This is a genomic window from Mesorhizobium sp. M1E.F.Ca.ET.045.02.1.1, from assembly GCF_003952485.1.
Lineage (GTDB): Bacteria > Pseudomonadota > Alphaproteobacteria > Rhizobiales > Rhizobiaceae > Mesorhizobium.
The window spans coordinates 1267433-1283065 of sequence record NZ_CP034447.1 but is presented as its reverse complement, the minus strand read 5'-3'; the positions used below and the strand labels follow the sequence as shown (position 1 = coordinate 1283065).

15 protein-coding genes are annotated in these 15633 nt (G+C 64.0%); 6 read left to right on the top strand and 9 right to left on the bottom strand.

Annotation, left to right across the window (positions count from 1 at the left end; genetic code table 11):
• Nucleotides 1–99: 99 nt before the first annotated feature.
• Nucleotides 100–2379, top strand: coding sequence for an NADP-dependent malic enzyme (locus EJ070_RS05980; RefSeq protein WP_126090501.1), 2280 nt, complete (start codon nt 100–102; stop codon nt 2377–2379).
• Nucleotides 2380–2461: 82 nt separating this feature from the next.
• Here EJ070_RS05980 and EJ070_RS05975 read toward each other — a convergent pair whose 3' ends face one another.
• The 3 genes from EJ070_RS05975 to EJ070_RS05965 form a co-directional block, all read right to left on the bottom strand.
• Nucleotides 2462–3604, bottom strand: a complete 1143-nt coding sequence (locus tag EJ070_RS05975; RefSeq protein WP_126090500.1) for a porin — start codon at nt 3602–3604, stop codon at nt 2462–2464.
• Between the two features lie 376 nt (nt 3605–3980).
• Nucleotides 3981–4646, bottom strand: a complete 666-nt coding sequence (locus EJ070_RS05970; protein WP_348639589.1) for an antitoxin Xre/MbcA/ParS toxin-binding domain-containing protein — start codon at nt 4644–4646, stop codon at nt 3981–3983.
• Nucleotides 4647–5080: 434 nt separating this feature from the next.
• Nucleotides 5081–6073 (bottom strand): adenosine kinase, encoded by a 993-nt coding sequence (locus EJ070_RS05965; protein WP_126090498.1) that lies wholly within the window; start codon nt 6071–6073, stop codon nt 5081–5083.
• A 271-nt stretch (nt 6074–6344) separates the two neighbouring features.
• Here EJ070_RS05965 and EJ070_RS05960 point away from each other — a divergent pair, with 271 nt between their 5' ends.
• On the top strand, nt 6345–7247 hold the full coding sequence (locus EJ070_RS05960) for an EamA family transporter (RefSeq protein WP_126090497.1): 903 nt from the start codon (nt 6345–6347) through the stop codon (nt 7245–7247).
• A 320-nt stretch (nt 7248–7567) separates the two neighbouring features.
• Nucleotides 7568–8263: a sulfate transporter family protein gene (locus EJ070_RS05955; protein ID WP_126090496.1), complete on the top strand. Its 696-nt coding sequence runs from the start codon at nt 7568–7570 to the stop codon at nt 8261–8263.
• On the opposite strand, the gene EJ070_RS05950 is transcribed toward EJ070_RS05955, so the two are convergent.
• The 5 genes from EJ070_RS05950 to EJ070_RS05930 all read right to left on the bottom strand — a co-directional run bounded on the left by EJ070_RS05950 (nt 8260) and on the right by EJ070_RS05930 (nt 11761).
• A complete protein-coding gene (locus tag EJ070_RS05950; RefSeq protein WP_126090495.1) occupies nt 8260–9072 on the bottom strand; it encodes an oxaloacetate decarboxylase in 813 nt (270 codons plus the stop codon). The two genes, EJ070_RS05955 and EJ070_RS05950, sit on opposite strands and share 4 nt — an antisense overlap.
• A 79-nt stretch (nt 9073–9151) precedes the next feature.
• On the bottom strand, nt 9152–9979 hold the full coding sequence (locus EJ070_RS05945; protein ID WP_126090494.1) for a hypothetical protein: 828 nt from the start codon (nt 9977–9979) through the stop codon (nt 9152–9154).
• Between the two features lie 77 nt (nt 9980–10056).
• A complete protein-coding gene (locus EJ070_RS05940) occupies nt 10057–10716 on the bottom strand; it encodes an HAD family phosphatase (protein ID WP_189350397.1) in 660 nt (219 codons plus the stop codon).
• Nucleotides 10716–11201: a dUTP diphosphatase gene (gene dut / locus EJ070_RS05935; protein WP_126090492.1), complete on the bottom strand. Its 486-nt coding sequence runs from the start codon at nt 11199–11201 to the stop codon at nt 10716–10718. Before dut ends, EJ070_RS05940 begins: the two co-directional genes overlap by 1 nt.
• A gap of 89 nt (nt 11202–11290) precedes the next feature.
• Nucleotides 11291–11761 carry an Lrp/AsnC family transcriptional regulator gene (locus tag EJ070_RS05930; protein WP_126090491.1) on the bottom strand — a complete coding sequence of 157 codons (471 nt, stop codon included), beginning with the start codon at nt 11759–11761 and terminating at the stop codon, nt 11291–11293.
• Between the two features lie 115 nt (nt 11762–11876).
• On the opposite strand from EJ070_RS05930, the gene EJ070_RS05925 reads away from it, so the two are divergent.
• The 3 genes from EJ070_RS05925 (at nt 11877) to EJ070_RS05915 (ending at nt 14545) form a co-directional block, all read left to right on the top strand.
• Nucleotides 11877–12131 (top strand): DUF6356 family protein, encoded by a 255-nt coding sequence (locus tag EJ070_RS05925; protein ID WP_126090490.1) that lies wholly within the window; start codon nt 11877–11879, stop codon nt 12129–12131.
• Between the two features lie 16 nt (nt 12132–12147).
• Nucleotides 12148–12948 carry a class II glutamine amidotransferase gene (locus EJ070_RS05920; protein ID WP_126090489.1) on the top strand — a complete coding sequence of 267 codons (801 nt, stop codon included), beginning with the start codon at nt 12148–12150 and terminating at the stop codon, nt 12946–12948.
• A gap of 223 nt (nt 12949–13171) precedes the next feature.
• Complete coding sequence (locus EJ070_RS05915; RefSeq protein ID WP_126090488.1) at nt 13172–14545, top strand: amidase; 1374 nt, start codon at nt 13172–13174, stop codon at nt 14543–14545.
• Here EJ070_RS05915 and EJ070_RS05910 read toward each other — a convergent pair.
• Nucleotides 14539–15612, bottom strand: coding sequence for an FAD-binding oxidoreductase (locus tag EJ070_RS05910; RefSeq protein WP_126090487.1), 1074 nt, complete (start codon nt 15610–15612; stop codon nt 14539–14541). The two genes, EJ070_RS05915 and EJ070_RS05910, sit on opposite strands and share 7 nt — an antisense overlap.
• Nucleotides 15613–15633 lie beyond the last annotated feature (21 nt).

The following is a 15633-nucleotide window of genomic DNA, read 5'->3' as shown; positions in this document are numbered from 1 at the left end:
TTGGCGGTTTACAGCGGCCGCGTGTAGCCTTAATCCGGAATGCCATAAGAAAGCACCCGTCCCAAGCGGTGCCGCACAGGTGAGGAAATCGAAAGCATCATGGCCAAGAAAACCGAAAGCAGCGGGCCCTCCGTCAGCGCGCAGGAGGCGCTGGAATTCCACGCCATGGGGCGGCCAGGCAAGCTGGAGATCGTCGCCACCAAGCCGATGGCAACCCAGCGCGATCTCAGCCTCGCCTATTCGCCGGGTGTGGCCGTTCCCGTGCGCGCCATCGCTGAAGACCCGAGCCGCGCCTTCGACTACACGGCGCGAGGCAACATGGTCGCCGTCATCTCCAACGGCACCGCCATCCTAGGCCTCGGCAATCTCGGCGCGCTGGCCTCGAAGCCGGTGATGGAAGGCAAGGCGGTGCTGTTCAAGCGCTTCGCCGATGTCGATTCGATCGATCTCGAGGTGGCGACGGAGGATGCCGACGAGTTCATCAACTGCGTGCGCTTCCTCGGCCCCTCCTTCGGCGGCATCAACCTCGAGGACATCAAGGCGCCGGAATGCTTCATCATCGAACAGCGCCTGCGCGAGCTGATGGACATCCCGGTCTTCCATGACGACCAGCACGGCACCGCCATCATCTCGTCCGCCGGGCTGCTCAACGCGCTGGAGATCACCGGCCGCGACATGAAGACCACGAAGATGGTCTGCAACGGCGCGGGCGCCGCGGGCATAGCCTGCATCGAACTGATGAAGGCGATGGGTTTTTCGCCGGAGAACATCACCCTCTGCGACACCAAGGGCGTGGTCTACCAGGGCCGTACCGAGGGCATGAACCAGTGGAAGTCGGCGCATGCGGTCAAGACCGAGGCGCGCAGCCTCGCGGAAGCGCTGGACGGCGCCGACGTCTTCCTTGGCCTCTCAGCCAAGGGGGCGCTGACCACCGCGATGGTGCAGTCGATGGCGAAGAACCCGATCATCTTCGCCATGGCCAATCCCGATCCGGAGATCACGCCCGAGGAAGTGGGCGAGATCCGCACCGACGCCATCATGGCGACCGGCCGTTCGGATTACCCGAACCAGGTCAACAATGTGCTTGGCTTTCCCTATATCTTCCGTGGCGCGCTGGATGTCCGCGCCACCACCATCAATGACGAGATGAAGATCGCCGCGGCTCGCGCGCTGGCGGAGCTGGCGCGACAGGACGTGCCGGACGACGTCGCCGCCGCCTATCAGGGCAACCGGCCGAAATTCGGCCCCAACTACATCATCCCGGTGCCGTTCGATCCGCGCCTGATCTCGGCAATCCCGCTCGCGGTGGCCAAGGCCGCGATGGACTCCGGCGTTGCCCGCAAGCCGATCCTTGACCTCGACCGCTACGCACAGGAGCTTTCGGCGCGCCGCGATCCGATCGCATCCACGCTGCAGCGCATCTACGACCGCGTCCGCCGCCAGCCCAAGCGCATCGTCTTCGCCGAGGGCGAGGAGGAGCAGGTGATGCGCGCTGCCGTCTCCTATGTGAACCAGAAGCTCGGCACCGCAATCCTTCTCGGGCGCGACGACGTCATCAAGGAGAACGCCAGGAACGCCGGCATCGACTTGAACAAGCAGGGCCTCGAGATCATCAATGCCCGGCTGTCGCGCCGCAACGCGATCTATACCGACTATCTCTACGAGCGAATGCAGAGGAAAGGTTTCCTGTTCCGCGACTGCCAGCGCCTGATCAACAACGACCGCAACCATTTCGCCGCCTGCATGGTGGCGCTTGGCGATGCCGACGGCATCGTCACCGGTGTGACCCGCAACTATTCGACCGCTCTCGACGACATCCGCCGCGTCATCGATGCCAAGCCCGGGCACCGCGTCATCGGCGCCTCGATCGTGCTGGCGCGCGGCCGCACCGTGATGATCGCCGACACCGCAGTGCACGACATGCCCAACGCCGAGCAGATCGCCGACATCGCCGAGGAGGCCGCCGGCTTCGCCCGCCGCATGGGCTACGAGCCGCGGCTCGCCATGCTTGCCTACTCGACCTTCGGCCATCCGCAGGGCGAGCGCTCGGAGCGGATACAGGAGGCGGTACGCATCCTCGACAAGCGCCGCGTCGACTTCGAATATGATGGCGAGATGGCGGCCGACGTGGCGCTGAACCCCCGCGCCATGGCGCAATATCCGTTCATCAGGCTCACCGGTCCGGCCAATGTGCTGGTGATGCCGGCGTTCCACTCGGCCTCTATCTCGACCAAGATGCTGCAGGAACTCGGCGGCTCGACCGTCATCGGCCCGCTGCTGGTCGGTTTGAACAAGCCGGTCCAGATCGTCTCGCTCAACGCCAAGGATTCAGACATCGTCAACATGGCGGCGATCGCGGCCTACACGGCAGGGAATTGACGAGCGGTCGCTGCACCACTTCTGAAAAGCAAAGGGCCCGCGGCGATGCCGCGGGCCTTTCCGTTAAGATCGCAGGGATCGATCAGAACGAGCGTTGGAAGCGGAGGATACCGCCGACGCTGTTTTCCTTGTCGGCTTTGGTAAAATTGGTGACGCTGTCTTCGCCGAGATGCAAATAGTCGACTTCGGCGGTGACCTTGAGACCCTTGACGATTTCATAGGCAATGTTCGCCGCGACGCCAAAATTCTTGCCTTCGTCATAGGAGAGCTGGGCGTTGAACGAGGTCTTCTCGTTGATGGTATAGGTACCACCGCCCCACACCGCCCAGTTGCCGCTCCACTGCTTGTAGAAGCCGCGACCGTGGGCGTCGATAACGTTACCCGCATCATCGTTAAGGTTGTCGTCAGTGCCATAGCCGCCCATGATGAACAGGGACAGGTTGTCCATCGGCTTGATGTCCAAGCGAACTTTGCCGGCCACCTCTTCGTAGTTGCTGTCGTAAGCGACGACGCCGGTGATCGCACCCCAGCCCTGCGTGTACTTCACGCCGCCGACGACATGCGGAACGTAGCTATCGATCGTGCCAACCACGCCGGAGCCTTCTTCGAGCGAAGCCACGGCCGAGAAGCCATTGCCGGCGTCGAAGTAGTACTGGACAACGTTGGTATCGAAATCGCCATAGGGCACCAGCGTATCCTGGATGACGCTACCGGCGTAGCCGATGAACGTATCGAAGGCCGATTCGTCCTTACCGACGCGGAGACCGCCGAGCTGGATCCAGGCGAATTTCACCGTGACGCCCTTGTCGACGGCGGGATTGCCGGAGACGACGGTGCCATAGCCGTTGCTGTTGCCGAAGTTGAAGCGCATTTCGGTGTAAGTCTTCAAGGTGCCGAGCTCGGTTTCCTGGCCGGTCCAGGTCTTGAAGGTGAAGCGGGCGTTCTTCTTCCAGGTGTCCTGCTGGTCACCGTCTTGGTGGTCGAACGACTTCGCGCCGTCGAACGAGCCGACGTCGCCGAGGCCGATGTCATAGCGGACATAGCCGCCGATGCGCAGGCAGGTTTCGGTGCCGGGGATGTAGAAGTAACCGGCCCCGTACACGTCGCAGATCTTGACGTATTCGGCCGGTTCCGGCTCGGCGACGGTGACCGCGTCGGCGGCGCGGGCGCCCGAAACTGCGATCAGCGCCGCAGCGGAGCCGAGAAGAAGGCTCTTGATGTTCATTTTCTTGAATCTCCAGTCAAAGGTTCAAGACAGGCTCGGCATGCCATCCGGCTTTTTTGCCACCCCGTCCCCATCGTTGAAAAAGCCGCGCACCGGCGCCGCTTCTTCGCCTTCGACATGGCCTAATTAGCTGTCGTTCACAACAGAGATTGTGTCGGAAAAACGGCTTCTGGACTCTTATGGAAGTCTTGTTGCGTAAATATCACGTCACATATTTGAAAGAATGGCACATATTGCACAATGTATACGTTCTAAAAGGATATTTTACCTGACAGGCGTTCCAGATGTGCCATTTGTTACAGTTTTGTGACGAAAGAACAGCCGGCTAAAATTCTAGAAAATAGTTGAGCCAGAGGCGAGGAGCCACGCTGCAGACTCAGGCCCGGGACAAGCTGCGCGCGACGCGAACGACATCCTCGATCATGTCCTCGCGCAGCATTTCGATGGGGATGCGCCCGCCCAACTCAGCGGACGGGCGAGTGAGCCAGAACCAGGCCAGCCTCGGATTGGTGATCGCCGCCAACACCTCGCTTATGCCCGGGGCCGGCCTGCCGTCGACGAACTGGGCGAGCGGGAAGACGTGTTTGCGGCCGCCCTTGCGAAGGGCGATGACCTCGCCCCGCCTTTGCCAGCGATGCAGCGTCGAGCGCGGGATGCGGAATCTTTCTTCCAGGTAGGTCGACCCGGCAACCTCGCCGGCCCAGTCTTCGATGAGCATCGACTGGAGCTCGGAGGCTCGCTCGGCCAAAGGCCGGGAAGCAGATTTGCGAGGCCCCGCCGTCGGGCTTTCGTCCACGCTTTCGGCGCCTGCCTGGTCTGCCCGCACGATTTTTTCCGCCATCGCGCGGAAAAACGCGGACGTCAGCTCGGTCCAGCCACCCTTGAAGGAGGTGATTGCGAGCCGTTGCGTCTGAGACAGGAAGGGAAGGGCGGCGGCAACGCGGCCTGCAATCGCGCTGGCGGAGGCCAGGGCTTCCGCGTCCAGCAGAATGCCATGCCGCATCAATGCCTGTTGCACCGCTTCGGCCACCAGGCCGGCCAAGGCCTCCTGCGAAATCCCTTCAGGCGGATTCTGAAATCTGGTCATGCGTCTGTCTTGCGTGCCGCGCTCTCCTCCCCCTGGCCGCGGCTGGTTTTTGAACGGCTACAACGGAAAGCGGCAATCGCAATGGCGACAGATGCAGCGACCGTGAAGGTTGCTGTCTTGCATTTTCTTTGACACCCCAACTGTTGCGGGCATCCCGAGATGTCAGTCACGGAACGCCTACCATGCCTGTAGGAGCGATCTATGACAGCGGCGCGACAGATGCCGCTCTTCCTTCTCCCCTTGTGGGAGAAGGTGGCCTCGCGGAGCGAGGTCGGATGAGGGGTGTTCCAGCTTGGCGCCAGCTTACCCCTCACCCGGATTGCCAGCCGATTTGTGAAGAACAAATCGGGGCAATCCGACCTCTCCCACAGGGGGAGAGGTAAGAGGCGCTACAGCAGCCCCGCCTGCTCGGCCTCGCGGCGCAGGTTTTGTCGGGGCCGCGGGCCGATCTGCTGGATCACCAAGCCGGCCGCCAGCGAGCCGAGGTCGCCGCAATCCTTGAGGCTGCGTCCGGTCGTGTAGCCATAGAGAAAGCCGGCGGCGTAGAGGTCGCCGGCGCCGGTCGTGTCGACCAGTTCCTTGATCGCCGTCGCCTTGATGGGGACGGTCTCGTCGCCGCGCACGATCACCGAGCCCTTTTCCGAGCGGGTGACGGCGGCGATCTTGCAGTCCTTGCGAATGGCGGCGAGGGCGTCCTCGAAGGAAGCGGTCTGGTAGAGCGACCTGATCTCGTGGCTGTTGGCGAAAACGATATCGACCGTGCCCGAACGCATCAGCTCGAGGAACTCGTCGCGGTAGCGGTCGACACAGAAGGAATCCGACAGCGTCATCGACACTTCGCGGCCTGCGGCGTGCGCCAGCTTCGCGGTCTGCCGGATCGCCTCCTTGGCGCGCGGCGGATCCCACAGATAGCCCTCGAAATAGGTGACCTTGGCGCCGGCGGCCTTGTCGGCTTCGACGTCTTCCGGTCCGAGCTCGATACACGCACCGAGATAGGTGTTCATCGAGCGCTCGCCGTCCGGCGTGACGAAGATCATCGAGCGCGCCGTCGGCGGTTCGCCTCTGAGCGGCCTGGTGTCGAAGGCCACGCCCTGGGCATGGATATCGTGGGTGTAGATCTCGCCGAGCGCGTCGTTCGACACCTTGCCGAAGAAGGCGACGCGGCCGCCGAAGCTCGCCACGCCGGCGGCCGTGTTGCCGGCGCTGCCGCCCGAGGCCTCGATCGCCGGTCCCATGCGGTTGTAGAGCAGCTCGGCACGCCTGGTGTCGATGAGGTTCATCGCGCCCTTGATGATGCCGTTGGTTTCGAGGAAGGCCTCGTCGCACTGGGCGATGATGTCGACAATGGCATTGCCGATGCAAAGCACGTCATATTCCGGCATCAATGTCTCCGCCAACGACCACCGGCTTTCTGCCATGCCGGCCGGGCGCGGGTCTAGCGGCTTGCAACTGCTTTGCCTACCCCGAAAATCGGCTCCGGTTTGCTTCGTGCCGACTTCGGCGGGGATTGTTCGCCGGCTGCGGCAGCGTTCGCATCGAACTGGCCCACAACAGTTGCGACCCTTACGGTTATGGTTTCGCCGTCATCGAAACATATCCGCCCCGCCGCAAGCTAGAAGCGGGTCGTTCCCGCAACAGGCCGAAGGCACTGCCATGCCCGCAAAGACCGATATGACCATCGAACTGGCGCTGTTGGCCGTGCTGGCGGTGTTGTGGGGCGCCTCCTACACCTTTATCAAGATCGGCGTCGCGACGATCCCGCCGGTGACCTTCATCGCCGGCCGCACGCTGATCGCCGGCGGCATTCTGCTTGGCCTCATCCGCTGGCGCGGCCTCGCCATGCCGCGGGATGCGGTCAACTGGCGCCGCTTCATGTTCCAGGCCTGCCTCAACAGCGTCGTCCCGTTCACGCTGATCGCCGCCGCCGAGCGCTCGATCGATGCAGGCCTCGCCACCATCCTCAACGCCACGTCGCCGATCTTCACCTTCCTGCTGACGGCGCTGATCACCCGCCACGAACCGGTGACGCCGCGCAAGCTGGTCGGCGTCGGCGCCGGCATCGCCGGCATTTGCCTCATCGTCGGCACCGAGGCCCTTGGCGGGCTCGGCCATCAATTGTGGGCACAGCTTGCGGTCGTCGCCGCCACAATCTGCTATGCCGGCGCCGCCATCTTCGGCCGCAATTTCAGAGGGCTCGACCCGATGCTGCCGGCCGCCGGCTCGATGATCTGCGGCGCGGCGATCCTGATACCCTTGAGCCTCGTCTTCGACCGGCCCTGGACATTGATGCCATCGACGGCGTCGATCCTTGCTCTCTTCGGGCTTTCGGTCTTCTCCACCGCGCTCGCCTTCTCGATCTTCTTCCGGCTCATCCACACGCTGGGCTCGGTCGGCACCACCTCGCAGGCCTATCTGCGCGTGCCGATCGGCGTCGGCATCGGCGCTGTCTTCCTCGGTGAGAGCCTCGGCCCGACCGCTTGGCTCGGCATGGCGTTTGTCGTCGTCGGCGTCGCCGCCATGACCATACCGGCTCGTCAGGCCAGGCTTGCGCAATAATGCATGTCGCCCAAAAGTGCGCAGCGGTTTTGGGGGAACGACATGCATCAGGAAAATGCATGTCGCCCAAAAGTGCGCAGCGGTTTTGGGGGAACGACATGCATCAGGAAAATGCATGTCGCCCAAAAGTGTGCAGCGGTTTTTGGGAGAACGACATGCATCAGGAAAATGCATGTCGCCCAAAAGTGCGCAGCGGTTTGGGAGAACGACATGCATCGAGACAAAGACTCAAAGCGCGTCGCCGACGCGCTTTGGTTGCGCCTCGCATCAACCCTGCCTATCTCGGGAGCATCGTTCCTCGATAAGGGCTTGGAGCTGCCGTGATTCTTGACGCCGCCCGCGCCGCCGCCAGCCAGCTGTTCTCGCCCGAATTCCGCTCCGTCTTCCTGAAGACGCTTGGATTGACAGTGCTGGCGCTGGTGGCGTTGTGGTTTGGCATCGAGAGCCTGCTCGAATGGCTGGCCTGGCCGTGGCTGCAGACATTCGTGCCTGGCCTGCCTGCCTGGGCCGGTTGGCTCAGCGCCATCATCGCCGGCATCGTCCTCGCGGTGGGAATGGCGCTGCTCGTGGCACCAGTGACGGCGATCGTCGCCGGCCTGTTCCTCGACGATGTCGCCGAGGTGGTCGAGCGCACCGATTACCCGAACGATCCGCCCGGCCGCGCTGTGCCTGCGCTGCATTCGCTGGTGCTGGCGATCAAATTCTTCGGCGTCATCGTCGTCGGCAACATCGTCGCCTTGTTGCTGCTCCTGATGCCGGGCATCAACATCGCCGCCTTCTTCATCGTCAACGGCTATCTGCTCGGGCGCGAGTTCTTCGAATTCGCCGCCATGCGCTTCCGTCCCGAGGCCGAGGCCAAGGCGCTGCGCCGGAAACACGCCGGCACCGTGTTCCTGGCCGGGCTGGTTATCGCCGTCTTCCTTGCCGTGCCGCTGCTCAACCTTCTGACGCCGCTCTTCGCCGCCGCCGTGATGGTGCATCTGCACAAGGCGGTTTCGGCGCGCGAGCTGGTTTAGTCCTGCTCAGTAGCGCCTCCGCGGAACAGTGCCTGCAGCTTGCCGAACGGCATCGCTGCGCGGGTGAAGCCGAAGGTGCCGTCCTGCAGGATCTCGCGCGCCGCCGTTTCCAGCATGCCGTAGGCGAAATTCGTCAGCCATGGTCCGAGCGAGATGCGTTTGACGCCGGCTGCGGCAAGTTCGGCGACGGTGAAGCCCGGCCGCGCCATGACATTGATGGGTTTGCTCACCGCCGAGCAGACCGTGCGCACCATGTCGACGTCGCTCAGGCCCGGTGCATAGAGCACATCGGCGCCGGCGTTCTCGAAGGCCTGCAGCCGCTTGATCGTGTCGTCGAGATCGGTCTTGCCCCACAGGAAGTTCTCGGCCCGCGCGGTAAAGACGAAATCGTGCTTGAGCGCGCGAGCCGCCTCGACCGCCGCGGCAACGCGTTCGACGGCATGCGAGAAATCGTAGATCGGATTGTCGGGATCGCCGGTGTGGTCCTCGATCGAGCAGCCGGCAAGGCCGGCGGCTTCGGCCGCGAAGATGGTTTCGGCGGCCTGCTCGGGGCTGTCCCCCTTGCCGCGTTCGAGGTCGGCAGAAACCGGCAGGTCGGTGGCCGCCGTCACCTCGCGGCAATGGTGGATCATGGCCTCGAACGTCACGGCGCCGTCTGGCAGCCCGCGCGAGAACGCGAAGCCGGCGCTTGTCGTTGCCAGCGCCTTGAAGCCGAAGGAAGCCAGAAGCTTGGTCGTGCCTATGTCCCAGGGGTTGGGCATGACGAAGGTGGAGGCATGCAGATCGCGAAAAATCTTGCCCTTGTCCATGGCGGGTCCTCAATCATGATTGGGGTCGTGCGGGGAATTTATCGCGGCCGCCCGGGTCGGGCAAACGAATGCGGTTGGCTTAGAAGCGTTTCTCGTTCTCTGCTGACAAACGCCCGAACGCGTCGGAATTCCTCACATAACGCGACTTGGCCTTGTCCCAGCGATAGGTGACGGAAATGTCGTGCGAGACGGCTTTAGGCGTGGGCTCCTCGCAGCTTTCGTCGCTTGGCGCGGTGGCATCGGTCACCGTCACCTTGATCGCCGCGTGGGGTTTCTTGCCGCCGCGCGTCTGGAAGGCCAGGTTCTGCGTGCGCCTGTAGGCGCAGTAATTTTCGTTGAACGTGTAGATTGTGTCGATCAGTTCGAAGCGGTCGTTGCGGACCATGATCAGCAGCGTACCGGCATAGCCCTGGTTCGAGTTGAAATGCGTGCTCGTGGTGACGATGGCATCGTCGCCGGCGCCGAGCGAAAGCTTGGCCGGTTCGCCGAAATAGGTGCTCCTGTCGACTGCGACGTTTGCCGCGTCGAGCAGTCTCGGCTTGCCGGAGAGATCAAAGAGCGCCAGCACGGCGAAGCCCTCGGCGTCGTCGGATGAGTAGCCGAGGTCGTAGAGCATCGCCAGCCGGTCCTTGCCGCCGGCCTTGATGGCGAGTACGGCGGCGTCCGGCAGGCTTGCGGTGGGAGGCGGCGAGCCGCCATCGTCATCGCCGGTGATGTCGCGCATCTGGATCGGCGGGCTGCCGTCATCCGGGATGATCAACTTCGCGAGGTCGAGATAAGTCACGTCCGGGTGGCCGGGAACGGCGCTGCCCGGTTCGGGAAAGCTGACGGTCTCTGCATCCGCGGTCGCCCACAGCCACGGCAACAGCAGGCAAGCGAACAGGAATCGACGCGGGACGGATGTCATGGAGTGCCCCCTTGGGAGCGTGCAGGCTAGCATGGCTGACGGCGACAAACAGCCGGATTGTCCGCAGCGCAATGAACTCAGTGGATCGGCACCAGCCCGGCGAGTTCGCGCATGTCGTCGAACAGGATGCCGCCGGCCGCGGCCAGCCCGTCGCGGTCTGAGAACGGATCGGCGTGGTAGGAGAACACGCGCATGCCGGCGGCGATGCCCGCCTGGGTGCCTGCGACGCTGTCCTCGATGACGATGCAGCCGTCCGGCGCGAACCCCATTGTCTTTGCCGCATGGAGGAAGAGGTCGGGGAAGGGCTTGCCGCGCCCGACCATGGTCGAGGAGAACATGGCGTGCTCGAACAGCGGCAAAAGCCCGGTCTGGCCGAGCGTGATATGCATCTTCGAGATCCGGGCCGAGGAGGCGACGCAATAGGCGATGCCGGCCGCGCGCACCTTCCCGATGAAGTCGCGAACATAAGGGATCGCCTCGACGCCATGCGCGAACAGGTCCGGCAGGCCGGCGTTCCAGCGTTCGACGAAATCGGTGCCGAGCCTGACCTCGGTCTCCGCCTCGATCTCTTTCTGCACCGAGGCCATGCTGCGGCCGGAGAAATGCTTGCGGCAATATTCGAATGTGGTTTGAAAGCCGGCCCCGGAGAGCCATTCGGCGAGGCGTTTGTTGGCAAGGTTCTCTGTGTCGACCAGAACCCCGTCGCAGTCGAAGATGACCAGCTTTGGAACTTGCATCAAGCGGTGCCGGTCGACCCGAAGCCGCCGGCGCCGCGTGTCGTGCCGCCGGCGAGCGAGCGTTCCTCGCTGGCGACCTGCGTCACCGCGGCAAACACGATCTGCGCGATCCGCATGCCGCGCGTCACCGCGAAATCCTCATCGCCGAGATTGACGAGCAGCACCTTCACCTCACCGCGATAGTCGCTGTCGATTGTGCCGGGCGTGTTGAGGCAGGTGAGGCCATGCTTGAAGGCGAGGCCGGAACGCGGCCGGACCTGGCCTTCCATGCCTTCCGGGATTTCCAGGATCAGTCCTGTCGGCACCAGCGCGCGCTTTCCCGGCAGGATGAGCAGCGGCCGGTCTTCCGGCACCGCGGCACGCAGATCCATTCCGGCAGCGCCTGAGCTTTCATAGGCCGGCAACGGCAAGCCCTCGCCATGCGGGAGCCTGACGAAACCGACGGTGGGGCCGATGACGGAGGAAGGATAGACAGCGGTGCGCATGAGCCCATTCCTATCGGCGCGAATGGCGATTCGGTCAACTCGACGGCAAGCCTATCAACGGCTTTCTTTGAACGCGGTTCCGCCGGCTTTCAGCGCAACTCCACCGGAACGACGGTCGTCTCCTTGATTTCTTCCATCACGAAAGAGGCCGAGACGTCCGACAGCGCCACCTTGGCGATCAGCCGCTGGTAGAGCCGGTCATAGGCTTTGACGTCGGCGACGCGGGCCCTCAGCACATAGTCGAGGTCGCCGGACATTCGGTAGACGCCGGTGATCTCGGCAAAGCCGGTCACCGCGGCCCGGAATTTCTGCAGCCAGTCCGGGTCGTGGTTCGAGGTACGGATCAGGATGAACACCGAAAGGCCGAGCCCGAGCTTGTCGGCATCGACCAGCGCCACGCGCCCGGTGATGACGCCGTCCTCCTCCAGCCGCTTGACGCGCCGCCAGCAGGCATTGCGCGAAAGCGCCACGCGCTCCGACAACTGGTCGACGGAAAGCGTGCCGTCGCGCTGCAGCTCCGCCAGCAATCTTCGATCGCTTGCATCGAGTTCATGGATCATATTGGGATGAATGTCCCAAAATTCTTCTCCATTCAAGGACAATTTGAGATCGATGAACCTTCGCCTCATGGCAGGTTACTCAGAATCGGGGCTCATCCCGGCAGGAGGGACCACCATGACGACACGGTTTACGGCACTCTTCACCGCTCATCCGGCCAAGGTGGGCGAGACCTATTTCGGCCATATGGCCTTTGCCGCCTGGTTCTGTTCCCGCCTGTCGATGGCCGCCGGCGCTGCGCTCGTTCACGCTTTCTTGCCATTTCTGTTCGAGACTACGGCCAGCCGGATCGTTCGCGAGCTCTATGAGCGCACGCAAAACAGAGGCTCAAACGCGGTGAAGGAGCCGGCGGCTCTCTTGGACCGCGCCTGAAAGATGGTGGAAAGCGATGTGCCGGTGGGCGGCCTATCTTGGTGAAGCGGTCTTCCTCGAAGACATCATCACCGCGCCCTGCCATTCGCTGATTGCCCAGAGCCACTGCGCCCAGGAAGCCAAGTCGCCGACCAATGGCGACGGTTTCGGCCTCGCCTGGTATGGCGACCGCCCCGAGCCCGGCCTCTATCGCGACATCCTGCCGGCATGGTCCGATCCGAACCTGAAGAGCCTCTGCCGGCAGATCAAATCCGGCCTGTTCCTCGCCCATGTGCGCGCCTCGACCGGCGGCGCCACCAGCCGCATGAATTGTCATCCCTTCATTTCCGGCCGCTGGTCGTTCATGCATAACGGCCAGATCGGCGGCTTCGAAAAAATCCGCCGCACGCTTGAGAATTCGCTCTCCGACGCCGTCTTCGACCAGCGCGAGGGCACCACCGATTCGGAGCTTTTCTTCCTGCTGATGATCGACGAAGGCATGTCCGACGACCCGCAGGGCGCTGTGGCGCGCGCCACCAGCCGTGTGCTGGAAGCCTCGCGCCGCGCAGGTCTCGAACCGGCGCTGAAGCTGACCGCCGCCTTCTCCGACGGCCAGGCGCTGCATGCCGTGCGCTATGCCACCGACGATCATGCGCCGACGCTCTATACCGGCGCCTTCGCCAAAGGCGCCGGCCGCTGCATCGTCTCCGAACCGTTCGACCGTGACGGCGGCGACTGGCAGGCGATCCCGCCGTCGAGTTTCGTCACCATGACCAGGGACGGCACAAGCATCCGTCCGTTTGCGCCGGCCGCCGCGCGGTTGGCAATGGCTGTGTAGTCTGTCAAACGTTGGGATCTTGGCGAAAGCCATCGTGACATCCAATCTGCCCACCGTGGAGAGATTTCCGGCAGGAGAAAGGGGCGCGTAGAGCAACAACCTCGACATGTTCAGTCGCAGCAATTTCGATCAAGCACCGTTGTCCTCCGGATGCTGAACTCGGCTTGAAGCCACATCGAAATCCGCCATGTTGATGGCGGCGCGCAGCAGCCGGAGCCTCGTCATGGACCTCGCCTTCTCATCCGCCACCGACCTCGCGGCAATGATCGCCGAGCGCAAAATTTCGGCGGTCGAGGCCCTCGATGCGCATCTCGCGCAGATCGACCGGCATAACGAAGCGGTGAACGCCGTCGTCATCCTCGATCGGGAAGGCGCGCGCGGGGGCGCCGAGAAAGCCGATGCGGCGCTGGCGCGCGGCGACACGCCCGGCCCGCTGCATGGCGTGCCCTTCACCTTGAAGGACGCGCATGAGACGGCCAGCATGAAGACCACCGTCGGCTTCCCGCCCTTTGCCAATTATGTGCCGCAGAGCGACAGCCCGGTCGTCGCCCGGCTAAAGGCCTCGGGCGCCGTGCTGGTCGGCAAGACCAACGTCGCCGCAATGCTGGGCGACTGGCAGTCGGACAATCCGCTCTTTGGCCGCACCAGCAATCCGTGGGATCTGTCGCGTACGGCGGGCGGCTCCAGCGGCGGCGCCGCGGCCGCGGTTGCGACAGGCATGGCGCCGTTCGAGGTTGGCACCGACATGCAGGATTCCATCCGCCTCCCTGCCGCGTTCTGCGGCGTCTATGGCCTGAAACCGACGGAGCATCGCATTTCGTTGGCCGGCGCTTTCCCCGATCCTGGCGGTGCGCCGCGCAGTGTCCGATGGATGTCATGTGTCGGCCCGCTCGCCCGGAATCCGGAGGACCTGGCGCTGATCTATCGGATCATTGCCGGCCCGGATGGAACCGATACCGACTTGGCGCCGGTGCCGATTGATCCAACGTCAAAGCTCGAACTGAATTCGTTGCGCATCGCCTTCGCCAGCACCTTCCCGGGTTTTCCAATAGCGGCCGAGATCAGCGCCGCGGTGGAAAGATTGGCCGCTGGGCTGGCCTCCGCCGGCGCGAGCATCGGGGAAGCAAGACTGCCGAAGCTCGACCTGCATGACGATCTCGCCGAGGGCGACAGGCTGATCGGCATGATGTTGGAGGCAGCACAGCCGGAACAGCCAGAGCAGCCGACGCCGGTGTCGCGCTGGTTCGCCGCGCTCGCCCGCCGCGACCGTTCGATCCTTGCCTGGGAGCGCTTCTTCGAAACCTGCGACGCCTTGCTCTGCCCGGTCGCCATGACCACGGCCTTTGCGCACTGCAAGCCGGGGACCACGCTCAAGGTCAACGGCAAGGACGAGAGCTACCGGATGCTGCCCGCCTATGGCGCGGTCTTCAACTATTCTGGTCACCCGGCGGTGGCGATACCGTGTGGGCAAGACAGCAATGGCGTACCCGTCGGCCTGCAGCTCGTCGGCCGGCACTGGTCGGAAGCGCGGCTGCTCGGCATCGCCGCAGCGATCGCGCCCTTGGCTGGCGGGTTTCGCCGGCCGCCTGGCTACTGAGCGAAACGCGACAGCGCGTAGGGCGCCAGCAACGCATCGCGCTCGCCATCGAGGATTTCACGGGCGGCAAAAAGGCCGATCGCGGGTGCCAGCGTGATTCCGGAATGGGTGACGGCGAGATAGAGGCCGCCGACACCCTCGGCGCGGCTGACAATCGGAAATCCGTCGATCGGGGTCGGCCGGTAACCGACGGTATGAAAATCGAACTCCAGTCCATCGCCGCCGCGCAGCATCGCTTTCATCGTCGCGAACAGCTCGCGGGCGGTGGCTTCCGGATTCTCGCCCGGATCGCCGCCGCCGAAATCCGAGCCGGCGATGATGCGGCCCTCCGCCGTCTGCCGCATATGCAGTCTCTCGGCCAGTACCAGCCCGTTGAGCAGCTTCTTGTAGGGGCGCGAATGCACGATCAGGCCGGGCGGGGCCTCGATCGGCAGCTTGATGCCAGCCGTTCCGGCGATTGCCGGAGCGCCGGTGCCGGCGGCGATCACCGCCTCGTCGGCGGTGATCGTTTCGCCCGAAATGACAACGCCCGTGACTTTGCTGCCGGACAGCGCCAGCGCGCCGACGGTCCCGGCGATGATCCGCGCGCCGCGCCGATCGGCATCGGTGAGCAAGGCCCTGGCTGTGGCGACCGGCTCGGCCACGCCCTCCTCGGCAACGTAAAGGGCGGAATCCGGAAGCTCGGCGAGGTTTGGCTCAATGCGCGCCGCCTGTTCGCGCCCAACCCGCTCGATGCCATAGCCCCAGGAAGAATGCTCGGCCGCATAAGCTTCGAGCCTGTCCGCCGGCAGGTCCCAGCACAGGCCGCCGCACCAGGCGAGCGGTAATCCCGGCAGGTCCTTCGCCAGCCGTGTCCACTCGGCCATGGCTCGGACGCGCAGGTGGAAATAAGTTTCGGGATTTCCCCAGCTGGCATTGATCCAGGCGAAGGAATTGGGCGTCGCGACGCCGCCGGCGCCGCTTGTCGAGACGACCGTCACGCGCGCGCCGGCCTTCGTCAGATGCCAGGCGATCGAAGCGCCGATGATACCGGCGCCGATGACGATGACTTGTTTTGGGCTGCTCATGCTGGACCTTCGGGGAGATTT

What these genes read in the sequence shown, in the direction of transcription:
- EJ070_RS05925 (WP_126090490.1), top strand. Translation starts at nt 11,877, where the DNA reads ATGACGACACGGTTTACGGCACTCTTCACCGCTCATCCGGCCAAGGTG.
- EJ070_RS05945 (WP_126090494.1), bottom strand. Translation starts at nt 9,979, where the DNA reads ATGACATCCGTCCCGCGTCGATTCCTGTTCGCTTGCCTGCTGTTGCCG.
- EJ070_RS05980 (WP_126090501.1), top strand. Translation starts at nt 100, where the DNA reads ATGGCCAAGAAAACCGAAAGCAGCGGGCCCTCCGTCAGCGCGCAGGAG.
- EJ070_RS05910 (WP_126090487.1), bottom strand. Translation starts at nt 15,612, where the DNA reads ATGAGCAGCCCAAAACAAGTCATCGTCATCGGCGCCGGTATCATCGGC.
- EJ070_RS05960 (WP_126090497.1), top strand. Translation starts at nt 6,345, where the DNA reads ATGCCCGCAAAGACCGATATGACCATCGAACTGGCGCTGTTGGCCGTG.
- dut (WP_126090492.1), bottom strand. Translation starts at nt 11,201, where the DNA reads ATGCGCACCGCTGTCTATCCTTCCTCCGTCATCGGCCCCACCGTCGGT.
- EJ070_RS05940 (WP_189350397.1), bottom strand. Translation starts at nt 10,716, where the DNA reads ATGCAAGTTCCAAAGCTGGTCATCTTCGACTGCGACGGGGTTCTGGTC.
- EJ070_RS05930 (WP_126090491.1), bottom strand. Translation starts at nt 11,761, where the DNA reads ATGATCCATGAACTCGATGCAAGCGATCGAAGATTGCTGGCGGAGCTG.
- EJ070_RS05965 (WP_126090498.1), bottom strand. Translation starts at nt 6,073, where the DNA reads ATGCCGGAATATGACGTGCTTTGCATCGGCAATGCCATTGTCGACATC.
- EJ070_RS05975 (WP_126090500.1), bottom strand. Translation starts at nt 3,604, where the DNA reads ATGAACATCAAGAGCCTTCTTCTCGGCTCCGCTGCGGCGCTGATCGCA.
- EJ070_RS05920 (WP_126090489.1), top strand. Translation starts at nt 12,148, where the DNA reads ATGTGCCGGTGGGCGGCCTATCTTGGTGAAGCGGTCTTCCTCGAAGAC.
- EJ070_RS05950 (WP_126090495.1), bottom strand. Translation starts at nt 9,072, where the DNA reads ATGGACAAGGGCAAGATTTTTCGCGATCTGCATGCCTCCACCTTCGTC.
- EJ070_RS05915 (WP_126090488.1), top strand. Translation starts at nt 13,172, where the DNA reads ATGGACCTCGCCTTCTCATCCGCCACCGACCTCGCGGCAATGATCGCC.